General features: G+C 73.1%; 14 protein-coding genes. 11 read left to right on the top strand and 3 right to left on the bottom strand.

The window, feature by feature from the left end; all coding sequences use genetic code 11:
* Window positions 1–63 precede the first annotated feature (63 nt).
* Window positions 64–2631, top strand: a complete 2568-nt coding sequence (locus tag AB0F29_RS21950) for a SpoIIE family protein phosphatase (protein WP_361874545.1) — start codon at window positions 64–66, stop codon at window positions 2629–2631.
* A gap of 56 nt (window positions 2632–2687) precedes the next feature.
* Here the strand turns inward: AB0F29_RS21950 and AB0F29_RS21955 are convergent, their stop codons facing one another.
* Both AB0F29_RS21955 and AB0F29_RS21960 read right to left on the bottom strand, forming a co-directional pair.
* Window positions 2688–3401: a PspA/IM30 family protein gene (locus AB0F29_RS21955; RefSeq protein WP_361874409.1), complete on the bottom strand. Its 714-nt coding sequence runs from the start codon at window positions 3399–3401 to the stop codon at window positions 2688–2690.
* Between the two features lie 100 nt (window positions 3402–3501).
* Entirely contained in the window at window positions 3502–5535 is a 2034-nt protein-coding gene (locus AB0F29_RS21960) for a TPM domain-containing protein (protein WP_361874547.1), read from the bottom strand.
* Window positions 5536–6013: 478 nt separating this feature from the next.
* On the opposite strand from AB0F29_RS21960, the gene AB0F29_RS21965 reads away from it, so the two are divergent.
* Window positions 6014–7585: a glycosyltransferase gene (locus tag AB0F29_RS21965; protein WP_361874411.1), complete on the top strand. Its 1572-nt coding sequence runs from the start codon at window positions 6014–6016 to the stop codon at window positions 7583–7585.
* Between the two features lie 8 nt (window positions 7586–7593).
* Complete coding sequence (locus tag AB0F29_RS21970) at window positions 7594–9105, top strand: DUF6056 family protein (RefSeq protein ID WP_361874413.1); 1512 nt, start codon at window positions 7594–7596, stop codon at window positions 9103–9105.
* 29 nt (window positions 9106–9134) lie between these two features.
* On the opposite strand, the gene AB0F29_RS21975 is transcribed toward AB0F29_RS21970, so the two are convergent.
* Entirely contained in the window at window positions 9135–9815 is a 681-nt protein-coding gene (locus tag AB0F29_RS21975; protein ID WP_361874415.1) for a GntR family transcriptional regulator, read from the bottom strand.
* Window positions 9816–9960: 145 nt separating this feature from the next.
* Between AB0F29_RS21975 and AB0F29_RS21980 the strand changes: the two genes are divergently transcribed.
* The 8 genes from AB0F29_RS21980 (at window position 9961) to AB0F29_RS22015 (ending at window position 17050) form a co-directional block, all read left to right on the top strand.
* Window positions 9961–10977 carry a phosphoglycerate dehydrogenase gene (locus AB0F29_RS21980; protein ID WP_361874417.1) on the top strand — a complete coding sequence of 339 codons (1017 nt, stop codon included), beginning with the start codon at window positions 9961–9963 and terminating at the stop codon, window positions 10975–10977.
* A complete protein-coding gene (locus AB0F29_RS21985; protein WP_361874419.1) occupies window positions 10977–11804 on the top strand; it encodes a TIM barrel protein in 828 nt (275 codons plus the stop codon). The genes AB0F29_RS21980 and AB0F29_RS21985 overlap by 1 nt, the downstream gene beginning before the upstream one ends.
* Window positions 11801–12499 carry a hypothetical protein gene (locus AB0F29_RS21990; RefSeq protein WP_361874421.1) on the top strand — a complete coding sequence of 233 codons (699 nt, stop codon included), beginning with the start codon at window positions 11801–11803 and terminating at the stop codon, window positions 12497–12499. The genes AB0F29_RS21985 and AB0F29_RS21990 overlap by 4 nt, the downstream gene beginning before the upstream one ends.
* Complete coding sequence (otnK, locus tag AB0F29_RS21995; RefSeq protein WP_361874423.1) at window positions 12496–13956, top strand: 3-oxo-tetronate kinase; 1461 nt, start codon at window positions 12496–12498, stop codon at window positions 13954–13956. The genes AB0F29_RS21990 and otnK overlap by 4 nt, the downstream gene beginning before the upstream one ends.
* Window positions 13953–14591: an aldolase gene (locus AB0F29_RS22000; protein WP_361874425.1), complete on the top strand. Its 639-nt coding sequence runs from the start codon at window positions 13953–13955 to the stop codon at window positions 14589–14591. Before otnK ends, AB0F29_RS22000 begins: the two co-directional genes overlap by 4 nt.
* Before the next feature lie 90 nt (window positions 14592–14681).
* Entirely contained in the window at window positions 14682–15389 is a 708-nt protein-coding gene (locus AB0F29_RS22005; RefSeq protein WP_361874427.1) for a substrate-binding domain-containing protein, read from the top strand.
* A 60-nt stretch (window positions 15390–15449) separates the two neighbouring features.
* The gene (locus tag AB0F29_RS22010; protein WP_361874429.1) at window positions 15450–16799 is read left to right on the top strand and encodes a TRAP transporter large permease subunit; all 1350 of its coding nucleotides are present in this window, start codon (window positions 15450–15452) and stop codon (window positions 16797–16799) included.
* Between the two features lie 11 nt (window positions 16800–16810).
* Window positions 16811–17050, top strand: coding sequence for a hypothetical protein (locus AB0F29_RS22015; protein ID WP_361874431.1), 240 nt, complete (start codon window positions 16811–16813; stop codon window positions 17048–17050).
* Window positions 17051–17077: the final 27 nt, after the last annotated feature.

Below are 17077 nucleotides of genomic sequence, written 5' to 3' on the forward strand. Positions count from 1 at the left end.
GTGAGCGAAATACCTGGGACAACGGGTGATGTCGGCGATGTCGTCGGGACCACGGGTGACGTCGTGTGGCAGAGCAGCCCGCCCGGCTCGATCTATGACTACATCAGGGTCGCCTCTTTCTCGATCGGCCCCGACGGTCTGATCGAGCAGTGGAGCAGCCGGGCCGCCGGTCTGTTCGGCATGTCCTCGACCGAGGCGATCGGCCGCGACCCGGTGGAGGCCTTCATGCCCGCCGAGCTGCGCTCGGACGGTCAACGGAGGGTCGGCGAGATCCTCGACGGCAAGGAGTGGACGGGCCTCGTCCCCTTCCGGATGCCGGGCGAGGGCGGGGCGCACGGCGTCGCCGAGGTCTATGTGATGCCGAGTCTGACGGGCCGGGGCGAGCGGGCCGCGCTCTGTATCGTCGTGGACGTCCGGGCCCTGCGGCGCATCGAGACCGACCTCGCCGCCTCTCAGGCCATATTCGGCCAATCTCCTTTCGGCTTCGTGCTGTTCGGCACGGACTTCGCCGTCGTCCGGGCCAACCAGCGTTTCGCCACGGTCTTCGGCGGCGCGGCCGACGACCACCGGGGCCGCACGGTGGAGGACTATCTGCCGCGGCCCGAGGCCGACCGGCTGTCCGCCACGCTGAAACGGGTCCTGGAGACCGGGGAGTCGGTCACCGACCTCCAGCTCGTCGGCCCTGCCCCCGGCGGCACCGAGCGCCGCCACTGGTCCATGAACCTCTACCGGGTGCACAGCGGGGCCGGCCGTCCCGTCGGCGTCGCCGGACTCGCCACCGACGTCACCCGCCGGCACATCGCCGCCCGCGAGGCGGCCAGTGCCCGCCGCAACCTCGCCCTCCTCAACGAGGCCAGCGCCCGCATCGGCAATTCCCTGGACCTGGAGACCACCGCCCGCGAGCTCCTCGACGTGGCCGTCCCCGGCTTCTGCGACCTCGCCGCCGTCGACCTCTACCAGGGGCTGCTCACCGGCGAGGAGGCCGCTCCCGGCAGCTGGGCGCCCGCCCACCGCGAATCCGCCGGAGGCTCGGCGGAGCTGCGCCGGGTGGCCCACGCCAGTGCTGTCGCCGACGCCCTGCCGACCGCCGTGGCCGGCAGCGGGCCCCCGGGCCCGGACGATCTGCCGCCCGCGCTCGGCTCCGTCCACCGCTTCCCGTTCGGCTCCCCGTGCGCCATGGCGCTGCGCTCCGGCCGGGTCGAGGACGTCCCCGGCGACGAGATGGGCTTCGTGCAGTCGACGCTCGCCGTGCCGATGGTCGCGCACGACACCGTCGTCGGCCTCGTCCAGTTCTCCCGGACGAAGGGCAGCGAGCCGTTCGGGGAGCGCGACCGCGCCCTGGCCACCGAACTGGCCGCCCGCGCCGCCGTCTGCATCGACAACGCCCGCCTCTACCGCCGCGAGCACGAGCGCGCCCTGATCCTCCAGCGCAGCCTCCTGCCCCCCGGCGACCCGGAGGCCGCCGGCCTCGACATCGCCTGCCGCTATCTGCCGGGCAACACCGCCACCGAGGTCGGCGGCGACTGGTTCGACGTGATCGAGCTGCCCGGCCACCGCACCGCTCTCGTCGTCGGCGACGTCATGGGCCGCGGCCTGCGCGCCGCCGTCGCCATGGGCGAACTGCGCACCGCCGTGCGGACCCTGGCCCTCCTCGACCTGGAGCCCGCCGAAGTGCTCTCCGCCCTCGACGAGGTCGCCCGCGGCCTCGGCTCCCCGGGCGCCGGCGAGCGCAGCGCGGGACTCGGCGGCAGCGGGGGAGCGCAGTGGCCCTCCCGCGCCGCGCAGAAGTCCCGCGAGGCGGACCTCTCCGAGGTGTATCTCGCGACCTGCGTGTACGCGGTCTACGACCCGGTCACCCGGCGATGTACGTTCGCCAACGCCGGGCACCTCCCCCCGGCCGTCGTCGAGCCCGGCCGGCCCGCCCGGCTCATCGACGTACCGCCGGGCATGCCGCTGGGCGTCGGCGGCGAGCCGTTCGAGGAGGTCGAGGTCGAGCTGGCGGAGAACGCCCTGCTCACCCTCTACACCGACGGCCTCGTGGAGTCCCGCGACCAGCCGCTGGACGAGGGCCTGGACGCCCTGCGGGCCGTCCTCACCGGTCCGCAGATGGAGCTGGAGGACGCCTGCGACCACGTCCTCAGCACCCTCGACACCCGGCACGGCGAGGACGACATCGCCCTGCTCATGGCCCGCATCCAGGGGCTCCCCGAGGAGTCGGTCGGGGACTGGACCCTGCCGCGCGAACCCCGCTCCGTGGGGCGCGCCCGTGAGCTGGCCCGCACCCAGCTGATCGCCTGGAATCTCGACGATCTGGTCGACACCACCGAACTCCTCGTCAGCGAACTGGTCACCAACGCCCTGCGCTACGGCGAGGGCGAGATCCGGCTCCGGCTGCTGCGCGACCGCACCCTGGTCTGCGAGGTGTGGGACGCCGGTCTCGTCCAGCCGCGCCGCCGCCGGGCCCGCGACACCGACGAAGGCGGACGCGGCCTCCAACTGGTCGGCCTGCTCAGCGCCGCCTGGGGCTCGCGCCGCACCCCGCGCGGCAAGACCGTCTGGTTCGAACTGGCCCTGCCGGACGGGGCCCCGGCCGCCGAACTCTCTGTGGAGCAGCTCCTGAGCATGTACTGACCTCCACCCGGCCAGGTCCTGGGGAGGGCACCTGGACCCACCCGGTGCGCCCCGCCTCACGCACCCGTCTTCAGGGCCGCCAGCCGGGCCTCGACCTCCGCGCTGTCACCCAGGCTGTCCAACTCCTCGAACTGGGCGTCCAGCGAGGAGGCCGCCAGCTCCTGCTTGCCCAGCGCCTTCGCCTCCTCGCGCCGCACCTTGTCCTCGAAGCGGCTCAGCTCGCTCGTCGGGTCCAGGACGTCGATGTTCTTCACGGCGTCCATCATCTGGTTCTGCGCCTGCGCCGACTTCGAACGCGCCACCAACTCGTCGCGCTTGGCCTTCAGCTGGGAGAGCTTGGCCTTCATCTGGCCGAGCCCCGATTTCAGCTTGTCCACCACCTCGCTCTGCGAGGCGATCGTGGGCCCGGCCGTCTTCGCCTCCTGCTCGGACTGGAGCTGGCGGCCCAGCGCGACCTTCGCCAGGTTGTCGAACTTGTCCGCCTCCGCGACCGACCCCGCACCGCGCAGCTCGTCGGCCTTCCGGCTGGCGGCCAGCGCCTTGCCGCCCCACTCGGCCGCCGCCTCGACGTCCTCCTTGTGGTCCTGCTCCATCAGCCGGAGGTTGCCGATGGTGGTCGCGACCGCCTGCTCGGCCTCCGCGATGTTGTTCGTGTAGTCACGGATCAGCTGGTCCAGCATCTTCTGCGGGTCCTCGGCCTGATCGATGAGGGCGTTGATGTTGGCCTTCGCGAGCTGGGTGACGCGGCCGAGGATGGTCTGCTTGGACATGGGATGGCTCCTTGGAGATCGAGACGGGTCATGTGCTGGGGTCCTGCCTGCCTGCCTGCCTGCCGGTCGGTCGGTCGTTCGGACCTGCGCTGCGGGTCGTTCAGAAGCGGCCGCCGCCGCCCCGGCGGCCCCGTGTTCCGCCCCCTCCGAAGCTGCCCGGCCCGCCCCCGAAACCGCCGGACCGGCCGCCGCCGAAGCCGCCGCCCAGGCCCCCGCCCCGTCCGCCGCCCCCGAACAGCCCGCCGAGGATGATGCCGCCGAGCACCGCCCCGCCCATGCCGCCGCCCTGCATGGGGCCGGGACCCTGTAGGCCGCCGAAGCCCCGGACGTCCTGCTCGGCCAGGCTCATCGCCTGCCCCGCCAGCGCGTCCGCCTGCCGCGCCTCGGCCAGCGCCCCCTGCGCGTCCGCGGCCGACAGCTCCCGGGCTTGCTCCCACCGACGCTGCGCCTCCGCGAGCCGGGTACGGGCCTGACTGCCGACCGCACCCCGGTGGGTCGTGATGTAGTCGGCCGCCGACCCGATCGCGGACCGGGCGGTGAGCATCGCCTGATCGAGGAGGGAGCGGGCCTTCGCCTCGCCCCGCTCCTGGTCCCGGGCCCCCGCCAGCGCCTCGTCCAGGGCCGCGTCCGCCTCCTCCACCCGGCGCAGCGCGTCGATCGGGTCGTACGGGCCCGCGGCCGTCGCGGCCCGGACATCGCCGAGCACGGCCTCGGCGCGGGCGATCCGGCCGCGCAGACCGGCGGTCGAAGCGCCCTCGGCGGTGCCTTCGAGCAGCCCGCCCGCGTCCGCGAGGTCGGTCTCCGTCTCGGTCAGCGCGGCGGGCAGTCTCCGCGCGGCCTCGCCCAGCTCCGCCGCCCGCCGGTCCACCGAGTCCAGCAGCGTGCCCGCCTGGCCCACCGCGCCCTCGGCTCCCCGGATGTACACCGCGGCCCGGGAGCTGTCGCCGCCCTCGACCGCCGTACGGGCCTGCTCCACGGCCGAGGCCGCGAAGACGAGCCGGTCCTTCGCCTGCTCGACGTCGGCCGCCACGGGCGCGGCGGCGCCCTCCCCGTACCGCTCGCGCAGCCCGGCGGCGCCCGACTCGGCCGCCGCGACCCGCCCGGCGAGGTCGCGGTGCGTGGCGTCCACGGTGGCCAGGGCCTCCGGAGCGGTACGTTCCAGGGCCCGCAGCCGGTCGAAGTCCTCGGCGACCGTGTCCAGGCCCTCGTTCGCGGTCGCGCACCGCCGCAGGATCTCCTCCAGCATCCGGCGGCGGGTCGCGTCGTCCTCGGGGAAGGCGTCGTCGAGCTGCTGGCGCAACCGGAACGACTGTGTCAGCTCGTCCTTCGCCCGCGCGACCGCCTCGGTGAAGGGCTTCGCCGCGTCCTCGCCGAACTGGGCGGTGGCGAAGCCGAGTTCCTCCTCGCTGGTGCGCACCGCGTCGTCGGTGTCCACCAGCACCTCCTTGGCCTGCCCGTCCAGCTCCGGCAGCGGCGTCGGCGGCTCCGGCGTACCGCCCGCTCCCGCGCCCCGGCCCCAGCCGGTGGCCGCCGGGGTGGTACGGGTCGTTGTGCGCCGTCTGCGCCGGGCGTACGCGTAGGCGCCGACCGCTCCCACGCCCACCACGACGGCCACCGGCAGGACGAAGTCGCGGGCGCCGGTGGAGTCGGAACCGCCCTTTCCGGGGTCGGCGGGCCCCGGGGTGATGGCGGGGGCGGTCACCGGGCGTCCGGCCAGTGCGGAGCCGTAGCCGTCGGCCGCGCCGATCGCTGCCCCCGCCCAGTCGTTCTCCCGCAGCGCGGGTTCGATCGCGGTGCCCGCCACGTCCCGCAGCTGTTCGTCGGTGAGCGGGGAGCCGGCGTCGACCGAGTAGGCGTACTGCCGGTCGTGGGTGGCGACGGAGAGCAGCACGTCGTCCTGGCCCAGGCCGTTGCGGTTGGCGGTCTCGTCGCTCCAGGTCTGTCCGGACCGGCCGGAGAAATCACGTACGTACACCACGAAGAGCTGGACGCGCTCGTCGGCGTACAACCGGTCGAGTGCGTCCTCCACCTGCCCGGTCCGGTCGCCCAGCGCCCCCACCCGGTCGGTGATCTGCCCGTCCCGGGACAGCTCGACGGGGTCGTCGGCGCGGGCGGTCGCGGCGGCGGGGAGCACCAGCCAGCACACGGCGGACAGCACGGCGAGGAGACCCGTGAGAGGCCCGGCCGGCAGGCCGGTGCGGGGTGGTCCGGAGGGGGCCCCGGCGAGAGGTCCGGAGGGAGCGCCGGAGGGAGCGCCGGAGGGAGCCCCGGCGAGAGATCCGGTGGACCGGCCGGGGAGCCGGGCCCGGCCCGGAAGCCGGGCGCTGCCGGGGGCGGTGCTCCGGAGCCGTGGCAGTCGAGGAAATGTCACCTTTGCGAGGCTATGTGCGCTTTTTCGCCCCCGCGACCCGGCGTTCTGCCGACCTGCGTCGGCTGTTCGCATGAAAGGGCGCGGGAAAGAGGCGCCCCCGCGCGTGTACGGAGAGACGGAGGCCGCCGCCCGTCGTCAGATGGGCGGACGTGGCGCGTTCCGGGGCCCGGTGCCGGAGGCCGACGGTGCCGCGCCGGGGAGGCCCGGCACCCACGAGGGGCCCGAAGTCCGGAGGTGGCGTGTGACTGGCCTTCAGCTGTCGGTCGTCGTGCCGTGTTTCGACGAGGCCGAGGTGATCGAGGCCTTCCACGCCGCCCTGATGGGCGTCCTGGAACCTCTCGGGGACAGCTTCGAGATCTGTTACGTGGACGACGGCAGCCGGGACAGCACCCGCCTCCTGCTCAGCGCCCTCGCCGCGCGCGACCCACGGGTCCACTACACCGCCTTCAGCCGCAACTTCGGCAAGGAGGCCGCCATGCTCGCCGGCCTCCGCATGGCGCGGGGAGCGGCTGTCGTGATCATGGACGCCGACCTCCAGCACCCGCCCGAGCTGATCCCCCGCATGCTGGAACTGCACCGGCACGGCTACGACCAGGTCATTCCGCGCCGCGACCGCGCGGGCGAGGGCATGCTCCGCACCACCCTCAGCCACACCTACTACGCACTCGTCCGCCGCTGCATGGACGTGGAGCTCATCGACGGCTCGGGGGACTTCCGGCTGCTGTCCCGGCGGGCGGTGGAGAGCGTCCTGTCCCTTCCCGAGAGCAACCGCTTCTCCAAGGGGATCTTCTCCTGGATCGGCTTCGACACGGTCACCTTCCGCTACCGCAACAGCGAGCGGGTGGCGGGCCGGTCGAAATGGGGCAGCAGGCGGCTGCTGAACTACGGCATCGACGGACTGCTCTCCTTCAACAACCGTCCACTCCGCCTCGCGATCTACACCGGCTTCTGGGTCTTCGTCTCGGCCCTGGTCTACGCCCTGTGGACGGTCGTGGGCGTCGTCCTGCACGGCGCGGACACCCCCGGTTACGCCACTCTTCTCACCGCCGTCGTCGCACTCAGCGGCATCCAGCTGGTGACGCTCGGGGTCATCGGCGAGTACGTGGGCCGCATCTACCACGAGGCGAAGCACCGCCCGCCCTACGTCGTGCGGGAGACCGACGCGACCCGGCAGGCACTGCCGGCCGGCCCGCCGCCGCGCCCGCGACTCACCGGAGGCCCGGGCGAACCCGCCGCCGCCCCCGCTCCGGCCGCCGGGACCGGCGCCCCCGGCCGGGCCGCCGCGACCGGCACCCCTGCCGCCGTGGCCGAAGCCCCCGTTCCGGCCGCCGGGACCGGCACCCCCGACCGGTCCCGTACCGTCCGCCAGTTCGGCAGCTTCCTCCTCATCGGCTGCGTGAACACCGCCGTCTACCTCGGGATCTACGCCTCGCTGAACCGCTGGATCCCCTATCTGACCGCCCATGTCATCGGCTTCGCGGTCAGCATCGTGTGCTCTTTCCTGCTCAACTCCTACGTCACCTGCCGGACGAGGCCAACCTGGCACGCGTTCGTCCGCTATCCCCTCTCCAGCCTGGTCAACCTGGTGGCGTCCGGAGCGCTGCTCTACGGGGCGGTCAGCGGCCTCGGGATGGACAAGAACCTCGCCGCGCTGGCAGCGGGCGTCCTCGTCACCCCGGTCTCGTTCCTGCTGGCCCGATGGGCGATCACCTCGGGCCGGTCCAAGGCCGCCACGGCGGTGCCGCGGGCCGAACCGCTGCCCGGCCGCCCGGCGCCCGAACCGCTGCCCACCCGCTCGTCCCAGGAGGGGTGACGTCCGCGATGCCCGACGACGTCCCCGTGACCGCCGCCCCGGAGAGACCCCGGAGGGGCGAGGAGACGCCGGACCCGGCCGGGCGCCCCTCGGACCGCCCCTGGACCGCCCTCTGGGTGAGCGCCCTCGCACTCCCGCCCCTCGCCCTGCTCGCCGCAGCCTCGTGGATCGGACGGTGGGTGAGGCCCGGCGCGGACGACTGGTGCTTCCTGCCCGCCGTACGGGACGACGGCGTCACCGGCCTCGTGGGGAAGTTCTACTTCGACGACAACGGGCGGGTCGCCAACGCCCTCCTGGTCGGCGCGTACGCGAAGTTCCAGGTCGCGGGGCACCAGTGGTTCCCCCTGATCAGCGGGGTCCTGGTGCTCGCGGTCCTCTGGGCGGTGGCCGTCCTGGCCCTGCGCCGGGCCCGGCTGCGCACCCCGCGCGGGCTGCCGCTCCTGCTCGCGGCCCTGGCCGCCGCGCTCTTCCTTTTCGTCACGCCGAACACGTACAAGACGTATTTCTGGCCCGCGGCGTCCGTCTCGCACACGCTGCCGCCCGTCCTGGCCTGCGCCGCCCTGATCCCGTTCCTGCTCGCCCGCTCCCGCCGGGGGCGGGCCCTCGCGCTCGCCGTCGCCGCGCTCATGGGCGCCTTCCTCGCCACGCTGTCCGAGGAGACGGCGATCGTCGTCGTGACGGTGCTCCTGACCGCGCTCCTGCTGTCCGGCCGCGTCGTTCCCGCCCCCGACCGGGGGTTCGTCCGGCACTGGTGCGCGGCGGGAATCGCCGGGACGGCGGCCGGGGCCGGCGTCCTCATCACCTCACCCGGCTCCACACACCGCAGGGACCGGTTCGGCGCGGAGACCACCTCCCTGCTCGCCCCCGACTCCCTCACCGCGTCGCTGCGCGCGTTCGCCGAGATCGCCGTCACCGTGGCCACGACCTGGCAGTACGTCGGCGCGGTCGCGGCAGGCGTACTGCTGGGGCTGCTGTGCCGGCGGGCAGACGGGACACCGCCCCGCCTGCCCGCCCACCTGCCCCTGCTCACCGCCGCCGGGCTGCTCGCGCTCCTCGTCTCCGGCTACCTCTGCACGGTCATCGCCTACCCGGTGTTCGGCGACCGGGTCAGCGACCCGAGCGCCAACCGGCTGTGGAACGACTACCTCCTCCTGTACGTGATCCTGCTCGTCGGCGCGGGCGCCCTGCTGGGCCTGGCCCTCCGGCGGCACACCCGCCGCACCGCCCCGGCGAAGGCGGTGTGCGCCGCGCTCTGCGTCCTCGTCTGCGTCGGCCCGGCCGTGGCGCTCACCCATCTGGACACCGCGATGCGGGCCCGGGCCGAGAAGTGGGACGCCCAGGACCGCCGGCTCCGCGAGGGGGCGGAGGCCGGGAAGCGGGTCCTGCCGTACGAGCGCCTGGTGATCAGCAACATGCTGGAGCCGTTCAGCCAGGGCGGGCGTTCGTACTGGCCCGGCGGGTGTGTCGCCGACTTCTACGGGCTCGACCGGGTCACGGACGGGCCCAGGGGACGGCGCTGAGCCGTGAGGTGGGGCCGTACGGGCCCGGGTCAGTCGTTCGCCACGGCCTGACGGTCCTTCAGCGCACGCGCCTTCGCGTTCTCGATGTGCTCCCGCATCCGGTCGGCGGCTCCCTCGGCATCGCCCGCGACCAGGGCATCGTGGACGGCCGCGTGATCGCGGGCAGGCGACTCCGCGTCGGACGAACCCAGCTCGGTGAAGAGCCGGAAGCGCTGGACGTGGCCGCTCAGCGAACGGTACGCCGACTCCAGGAAGGGATTGGCCGACTGCCGGGCGATCAGGAAGTGGAAGCGCTCGTCCGCCGACAGATAGGCGCGCAGCGACGTCGAGCCGTCCCCTGTCGCGCAGCGCCGCAACTCCTCGATGCTGTCGGCTACGTCCTGGAGGAATTCGGGGGTGGTCCGGCGGCCTGCCTCGTAGGTGAGGGTCGGCTCCAGCACCAGCCTGGCGTCCATCAGTTTGATCAGCTCGGTCTCGCTGAACAGTGGCGCCACCCGGTAGCCCTTGAGTGCCTCGCGGCGCACCAGACCGGTGTGCTCCAGCCGGGCGAGCGCCTCACGCAGAGGCGTCTGGCTGACGTTCAGATCGCGGGACAGGGCGCCGATATTGAGTGGCCGGCCCGGTGACCACTGTCCGTCCATGAACTGTCCGAGCAGCACTTCGTACATCTGATCGGCCAGGGGTTGCCGCTCGGACGGGCGCGTAGGCATGCGGGGTCTCCTTCGTCGCCCGATGGTAGCGCGACCCCTCCTTCTCGATCACCTGTCCAAGTGAATGCTATAGCGTTACTTGAAATCGTATACTATAGTCGCGATCTCATTGGTTGTGCGCCACCGCAGAACGCAGAGGATCCCCATGACGCAGCCCTTCGAAGAACGTGCGCTCCGTGTACTCGTGACAACGCCTTACCTGGAGCCCGGCGGCCCGGTCGACCTCATCCTCCGGGACGCCGGCCTGGAGACGGTCTTCGCCCGGCGCGCCGACCGGGAGACCACCGGGAGCACGTTGGCGGAATGCGTCGCCGACGTGGCGGGCGTCGTCGCCGGTACCGACCCCTTCTCCGCGGAGGTCATCGAAGCGGCACCCGGGCTGAGGATTCTGAGCCGCTGCGGTGTCGGTCACGACAACATCGACGTCGCGGCGGCGACCCGGCGCGGCGTCGCGGTCACCATCACCCCGGGGACCAACCGCGTATCCGTCGCCGAACACGTTCTCGCGCTGATGCTGAACTGCGCCCGGCGCATCCCGCAGAACCTCACCGGGGTGCGCGAGGGCGGCTGGACGCAGGAGAGCGGCCGGGAACTGCACGGCACCACGCTCGGGATCGTCGGCCTCGGCTCCATCGGCCGGACCGTCGCCCGCGCGGCACTCGCCCTCGGCATGCGGGTGGTCGCCCATGACCCCTGGCTGGACGAGGACTTCCTGAAGGAGACCGGGGTCGAGGCGCGATCCCTCGACGACGTGCTGACCGAGGCGGACTTCCTCACCCTGCACCTCTCCCTGGACGCGACCACCCGGCACCTGATCGACGCGGATGCCCTGCGCCGGATGAAGCCCGACGCGTATCTGATCAACACCTCCAGGGGCGGAGTCGTGGACGAGGACGCGCTCGCCGACGCGGTCCGGGCGGGCCGGCTGGCGGGCGCCGCGCTGGACGTGACCGAGCACGAACCGCTGCCCGCCGACAGCAGGCTGCGCGGGCTCGACAGCGTCATCGTGACCGCGCACATCGCCGCCGCCACGGTCGAGGCACGTGCCAGGTCCGGCGCGATGGCCGCCCGGCAGGTGATCGAGCTGCTCGCCGGGCGCACCCCGGACCACCTGGTCAACCCCGACAGCGTGAGCGTCGCCGCCGGCACGGTGGCACGCTGATGCGGGCGCCGAACGGGCTGCGCTTCGACGCCAACCTCAAGTGGCTGTTCACCGAAGTCCCTTTCGAGGAACGGTTCGACGCCGCCGCCGCGGCCGGCTTCACCGGCGTCGAGTACGCCGACCCCTACCCGTACCCGGCAGCCCGTCTGCGCCGACGCCTCGACGACGCGGGACTCCACCAGGTACTGATCAACGCGCCGATGGGCGAGCCCGGTTCGCCCGAGCGGGCGGGCGTGGCGTGTCTTCCCGGACGGGCCGGCGAGTTCCGCGGGGACCTGGAGCGCGGCCTCGACTACGCGGCCGAGCTGGGCAGCGACTTCCTGCATGTGCTGGGCGGCATCCGGCCGCCCGACGTCAGCCACGACCGGGCCTTCACCACGTTCGTCACCAACCTTGCCTGGGCCGTCGAACGGGCCCGGGGCACGGGGGTGTCCCTGGTCCTGGAAGCCCAGAACGGCCGTGACGTGCCCGGGTTCCTGCTGGACACCCAGGCACGTGCCGCCGCCGTCGTGGAAGCTCTCGGCGGGGACGGGATCGGGCTGCTCCTGGACATCTACCACGTACAGGTCCAGGAGGGCGACCTCGTCGCGACCCTGCGCGAGCACCTGCCCAGGGTCCGGCACCTGCAGATCGCCGATCCGCCGGACCGGACGGAGCCGGGCAGCGGCGAGATCTCCTGGCAGCGAGTCTTCGGCACCCTCCTGGACGCCTCGTACCAGGGCTGGATCGGGTGCGAGTACCGCCCGGCGGACGGCACCGTGAACGGTCTCGCCTGGGTCGGCCGGCACTGCGGAGCAGCGGCATCACCGGCGGAGGCGCGCCGATGAGCGGGGTAGCGGCGGGCCGTGCCCGCGCACCGAGGATCGCGCTGATCAGTGCCACACCCACCGCCATCGCCCCGGCGGTCGCGGGACTGGCCGAGGAGTTCCCGGCGGCCGAGCCCTGGAACCTGCTGGACGACCGGCTGCTCGGCGACGCGCCGGAGGACGGCCCTCTGCCGTCGGCCCTCGTGGACCGGATGGCCCGGCTGATCGGCCACGCCCTGGCCGGCGGGGCCGACGGAGTGCTGCTGACCTGTTCGCTCTACGGCTCGGTCACCGAGGCGGTGGAGACGCCGGTCCCGCTCCTGGCCCCCGATGCCGATGCCTTCGAGCAGGCGCTGACGCTCTCCGCCGGACGGGGCCGGGTGCTCGTGCTCGCCTCGTTCGAGGCCGCGATGCGGGACTCGCTGACGCGCTTCTCCGCTGCCGCCGCGGCGGCCGGACCGGCGACGGAACCGGTCGGGGTGGTCGCACCCGAAGCATTCGCCGCGGCCCGCGACGGCGACCTCTCCACGCTCCACGACGCGCTGCGGGACGCGTGCCTGCCGCACGTCACCGACGCGGACACGGTCCTGCTCGCCCAGTTCTCCCTGGCGCCCGCCGCCCGGTCCCTCTCCACCGCGCTGGGGGTGCCCGTCGTCTCCGGTCCGCACGCAGCGGCCGCCGCCCTGCGTACTGCCCTCACCGGGAGGCCGCTGTGACCCTCAGCCGAAACACACATCGCCCGACGGACCGCACCCGCGGTACCGCACCGCTCGGGGTCATCGCCGACGACTTCACCGGCGCGACGGACGTCGCCGTGGCGCTGCGCCGCGCGGGACTGCGGACGCTGCTGTTCTTCGGTGTGCCTGACCGTACGGGGCAGGAGACACAGGAGACACACGAGCCCGACACGAGTCACCTGCCCGGACACGAGGCCCTGGTCGTCGCGTTGAAGAGCCGGATGGCGCCCCCGGCCGACGCGGTCGCCTCGTCCCTGGGCGCGCTGGACTGGCTGGGCGGGCAGGGCGCGGGGCAGATCTACTTCAAGTTCTGCTCGACCTTCGACTCGACCCCGAGCGGCAACATCGGCCCGGTCCTGGACCGGCTGGCCGAGGCGACGGGCGCCGGCACCGTGCCGCTGACGCCGAGTTCGCCCGAGCACCTGCGGACCCAGTACCAGGGCTGTCTCTTCGTGGACGACAAGCTGCTCGGGGAGTCGCACATGCGCGACCACCCGGTCACCCCCATGACGGACTCGTATCTGCCCAGGCTGCTACGGGCCCAGACCCGCGAGAAGGTGGCACTGATCGGGCTCGGGACAGTCCGGGAGGGCGGGGCGGCGGTGCGCGAAGCGCTGGCTGCCGCCGGCGCGCGGGGCGCGCGCTACGTCCTGGCCGACGGCATCGACGAGAGCGATCTCCGCACGCTGGGGCGGGCGGCCCTCGGCTCACCTCTCGTCGCGGGCGCCGCGGGACTGGCCGCCGGACTGGCGCACGCGTACGCGGAGGAGGTGACCGGCCGCACGCCCGGTGCCGGGCGGGAAACGGCCGACGACGAGCGGGAGGCCGCCGACGCCTCGGACCCGCCGGGCGGACCGGCCGCCGTGCTGAGCGGCAGCTGTTCCCACCGCACCCTGGAACAGCTCGCGGTGCTCGCCGACGCGGGCCGGCCCGGCTACCGCCTCGACCCGGTGGTGACACCGGACGCCGTGGCGCTCGCCGACGCGGCTCTCGCCTGGTACGACACCCTGCCCGCGAACAGCGACGCACCCGTCATCTACTCCTCGGCAGCGCCGGAAAAGCTGCGCGAGACGCAGCGTGCGCTGGGTGTGGAACGGTCCGCGGCCCTGCTGGAGGAGGCGACGGGGCTCATCGCGACAGGACTGGTCGAGCGGGGCGTGCGCAGACTGGTCGCGGCCGGGGGAGAGACCTCCGGCGCCGTCGTCGCCGCTCTCGGCGTCACCGGCGCGCACGTCGGCGCGGAAGCCGCGCGCGGGGTGCCGTGGATCCACCCGCTGGGCGAGCGCCCCTTGGCGTTGCTGCTCAAGTCGGGCAACTTCGGTGACCCCGGCCTTCTCCTCGACGCCTCCGCGTCCTCCGCGTCCTCCGCGTCCTCCGCGTCCTCCGCGTCCTCCGCGTCCTCCGCGTCCTCCGTGGAACCGGTGGACCGCACATGAGCGGGCGGGACGACGAAGCCGACCGGAGCCGCCTCGTCGCCACCGCGCGCGCCGTCGCCGCCCGTTCGCTGACGCACGGGAGCACGGGCAACGTCTCCGTGCGTGCCGGCGAGCACATTTTGGTGACGCCCACCGGTTCGAGCCTGGCCACCGTGCGTGCCGAGGAGCTGTCCGTCATCGACGCCGCCGGAGCCCATGTGTCCGGCGCCCCACCGTCCAAGGAGACGTTCCTGCACGCCGCGATGTACCGGGCCCGACCGGGCGCCGGCGCGGTGGTACACACCCACTCCACGCACGCGGCTGCCGTCTCGTGCCTGGCCCTGGTCGATCGGCGGGACGTCCTGCCGCCGCTGACGGCCTACTACGCGATGCGCGTCGGCAGCCTCGCGCTGCTGCCGTACTTCGCCCCCGGCGACAGCCGGGCGGCCGACGCCGTCGAAGCGTCGGCCCGCGAGCACGCCGCACTCCTGCTGAGCAACCACGGCCCGGTCGCCGCCGCCCCGGACCTCCGGCGCGCGCTGGAGATGGCCGAGGAGATAGAGGAGACGGCGAAGCTCTTCCTGCTGCTGCGCGGTGTCCCCACGCGTCCGCTGACCACGGCCCAGCGTGCCGCGCTGCGCCCCGCCTCCCACTGACCCCCCCGAAACATCCCGGGGAAACCGCTCGGACGCGACGGGACATTCTCCCGACGGCAGCCGGCGCCCCACCCTTGTGAAAGGACGAAGATGTCCACGGACATACCGCACACCGTGTCGCTCTTCAGTGCCCTGGCGGTGAAGAAGGCCCTCGACGACGACGTTCTCGCGGCGTTCACCGCGAAGACCGCGACGGCCGTCGACACCGTCTACGACCCGACGAACGTGCTGTTGCGGCGGATCGGGGAGGGCGCCAGGCCGGAGGTCATGGTCGGAGTGACCGGGGCGTTCCCGGCCCTGTGCGAGGCAGGGGTGATCGACCCGTCCTCGGTGCGCGACATCGCCCGGGTCGGGATCGGCCTGGCCATGCCGCCCGGCGCCGAGCCGCCCGCCATCGACACCGTCGACGCACTGATCGCCACACTCCGCTCGGCCCGTTCGGTCGCCTACTCCCGCACCGGGGCCAGCGGGGTCCACTTCGCCGGGCTGCTGGAGCGCCTCGGGATCGCGGACGAGGTGAACGCCCGCGCCACCGTCGTGGAGAAGGGCTTCACCGCGCTGGCGGTGGTCGACGGCCGCGCCGATCTGGCCGTACAGCAGATGAGCGAGCTGCTGTTCGTGCCCGAGGCCCAAGTGGTGGGACCGCTGCCGGACGGGGCCCAGCACTTCACCGAACTCTCGGCGGCCCTGGGCACCGCGGCCGGCGAACGGGCCGGTGCGCTGCACGCCTTCCTCACCGGGAAGGAGGCGGGAGATGCCTACCGGAGAGCCGGACTGGAAGCGCCGCGACGGGACTGAGCGGTACGCGGCCGAAGACCGGCCGACCGTTCCCCGCCCCGCCTGCCCGGGGGGTTGTCGATGAACGCGATACTCGCACTGGTCGCCTTCATCGGGGCCATCATCGTGTGGAACGTGGCGGTCAAACGCAATATCGGCGAAGCCATGGTCATCGGCTTCCTGGTCAGTGCCGCGTTCGCAGGCACCGAAGCGCCGCGCGTCGCGTGGGAGAGCCTCGTGGAGGGGCTGACGTCGGAGATCACCTTCGCCGCCCTGGCCTTCGTCTTCGTCAGCGAACTGCTGACGAGAACGGGGCTCGTGCAGCGCATGATCGACATCCTCAGTTCGATGTTCGGCCGTCGAGAGGGCGGCTCCGCCTACGCGGCGACGGTCTCGGCCGGTCTCTTCGGCGCCGTGGCGCACAACGGCGCGGCGATCGTGGCCACCATCGGGTCCATCACCATTCCCTGGATGAAGCGCTCCAAGGCGAGCGGCGAGACCGCCGCACTGGTCCTCGCCGGCAACGCGGGCGTCGGCGCCACCTTCCCGTTCAGCGGCGCCTTCTTCATCCTGCTCGCGGCACCGACCGTCCTGCCGGTCCTGCGGGCGGAGGACGTGGTCGGCACGATCTTCGTCGTGGGCGCCTGGATGGTCGCGATGCGGCTGGTCATCGCCTACGTCATCGTCAAACGACGGGGCGTGGGCGCGATGGCGGCGGAGGACATCCACCCGCTCCGCCAGTCCTTCGCGGCCGGCTGGACCTCGCTGATCGTTCTGGCGGCCATCGCGGTGCCCATCGTGCTGACGGCGTCGCCGACCAGCGACCTCATCGGCGACCGGCTGGGGGGACTGGACGTCTCCGACGCCGTGCCCCTGCTGGTCTGGCTCCCGGTGGTCATGCTGCTCGCCGGACTGGTCGTCGAGCGGCGAGCGCTGCCGCGCGGCGCCGGGGCGTGGTGGACGCTGCTGTCGGAGATCAGCCCGAAACTCGGGTTGATCGGCGTCACGATGATCTCGGCGTTCGCCGCCTCCAACGTGCTCAACACCCTGGGCATCGGCGAACAGCTCGCGCCCTACCTGGAGAGCCTGGAGGGCGTACCGCAGATCGTCGCGGCGCTCGTCGTCGGGCTGATCGTGGTGGTCGTCGCGGGCCCGCTCAACACGACGTCCACCCTCGCGGCCGTCGGGCCGGTCGCCTTCGCGGCGCTGACGGCGGCCGACGTCCCGCCGTACATCGCCTTCGCCGCCATCATCGTGTGGGCCTCGTCCGAGGGCTGCTCGCCTCCGGGCGCGGCTCCGCTGTACGTGGCCGCGGGTATCGCGTCGATCAACCCGGTGCGGATCTTCGTTCCGGTGACGCTCTACTACCTGCTGCCCTCCTACGCCATGGGCGTGCTGATGGTGCTCGGCGCCGTATGGATTCCCGGATGAGGAGTACGAGGATGTACAGGATCTGTCTGAACGCCTCCCGCGTTCTCGTCGCGCTGTTCCTGATCGGCGGAATCGTGGTGGTCCTGGGTCAGACGGTGGCCATCGCCGTCGGTTCCGCCGGGTTGATGACGGGCTTCGGTACGGACGTCGCCGAGGTCGTCTGCGTCCTGGCCGGCCTGGCGGGCGTCTTCGCCTTCCTGCTGCTCTACACGGAGGAGGGGAAGGAGCAGGCGAGCGAGTGGGCCGAATGAGGTGACGGGGGCAGCACGGCCGTGCTG

This window comes from Streptomyces sp. NPDC026589, assembly GCF_040638385.1.
Classification (GTDB): domain Bacteria; phylum Actinomycetota; class Actinomycetes; order Streptomycetales; family Streptomycetaceae; genus Streptomyces.

Bases quoted from the DNA above. Each gene is read 5' to 3' on its own strand.
- AB0F29_RS21975 (WP_361874415.1), bottom strand. From the start codon at position 9,815: ATGCCTACGCGCCCGTCCGAGCGGCAACCCCTGGCCGATCAGATGTAC.
- AB0F29_RS21980 (WP_361874417.1), top strand. From the start codon at position 9,961: ATGACGCAGCCCTTCGAAGAACGTGCGCTCCGTGTACTCGTGACAACG.
- AB0F29_RS22000 (WP_361874425.1), top strand. From the start codon at position 13,953: ATGAGCGGGCGGGACGACGAAGCCGACCGGAGCCGCCTCGTCGCCACC.
- AB0F29_RS21955 (WP_361874409.1), bottom strand. From the start codon at position 3,401: ATGTCCAAGCAGACCATCCTCGGCCGCGTCACCCAGCTCGCGAAGGCC.
- AB0F29_RS22015 (WP_361874431.1), top strand. From the start codon at position 16,811: ATGTACAGGATCTGTCTGAACGCCTCCCGCGTTCTCGTCGCGCTGTTC.
- AB0F29_RS21970 (WP_361874413.1), top strand. From the start codon at position 7,594: ATGCCCGACGACGTCCCCGTGACCGCCGCCCCGGAGAGACCCCGGAGG.
- AB0F29_RS22010 (WP_361874429.1), top strand. From the start codon at position 15,450: ATGAACGCGATACTCGCACTGGTCGCCTTCATCGGGGCCATCATCGTG.
- AB0F29_RS21990 (WP_361874421.1), top strand. From the start codon at position 11,801: ATGAGCGGGGTAGCGGCGGGCCGTGCCCGCGCACCGAGGATCGCGCTG.
- AB0F29_RS21985 (WP_361874419.1), top strand. From the start codon at position 10,977: ATGCGGGCGCCGAACGGGCTGCGCTTCGACGCCAACCTCAAGTGGCTG.
- AB0F29_RS22005 (WP_361874427.1), top strand. From the start codon at position 14,682: ATGTCCACGGACATACCGCACACCGTGTCGCTCTTCAGTGCCCTGGCG.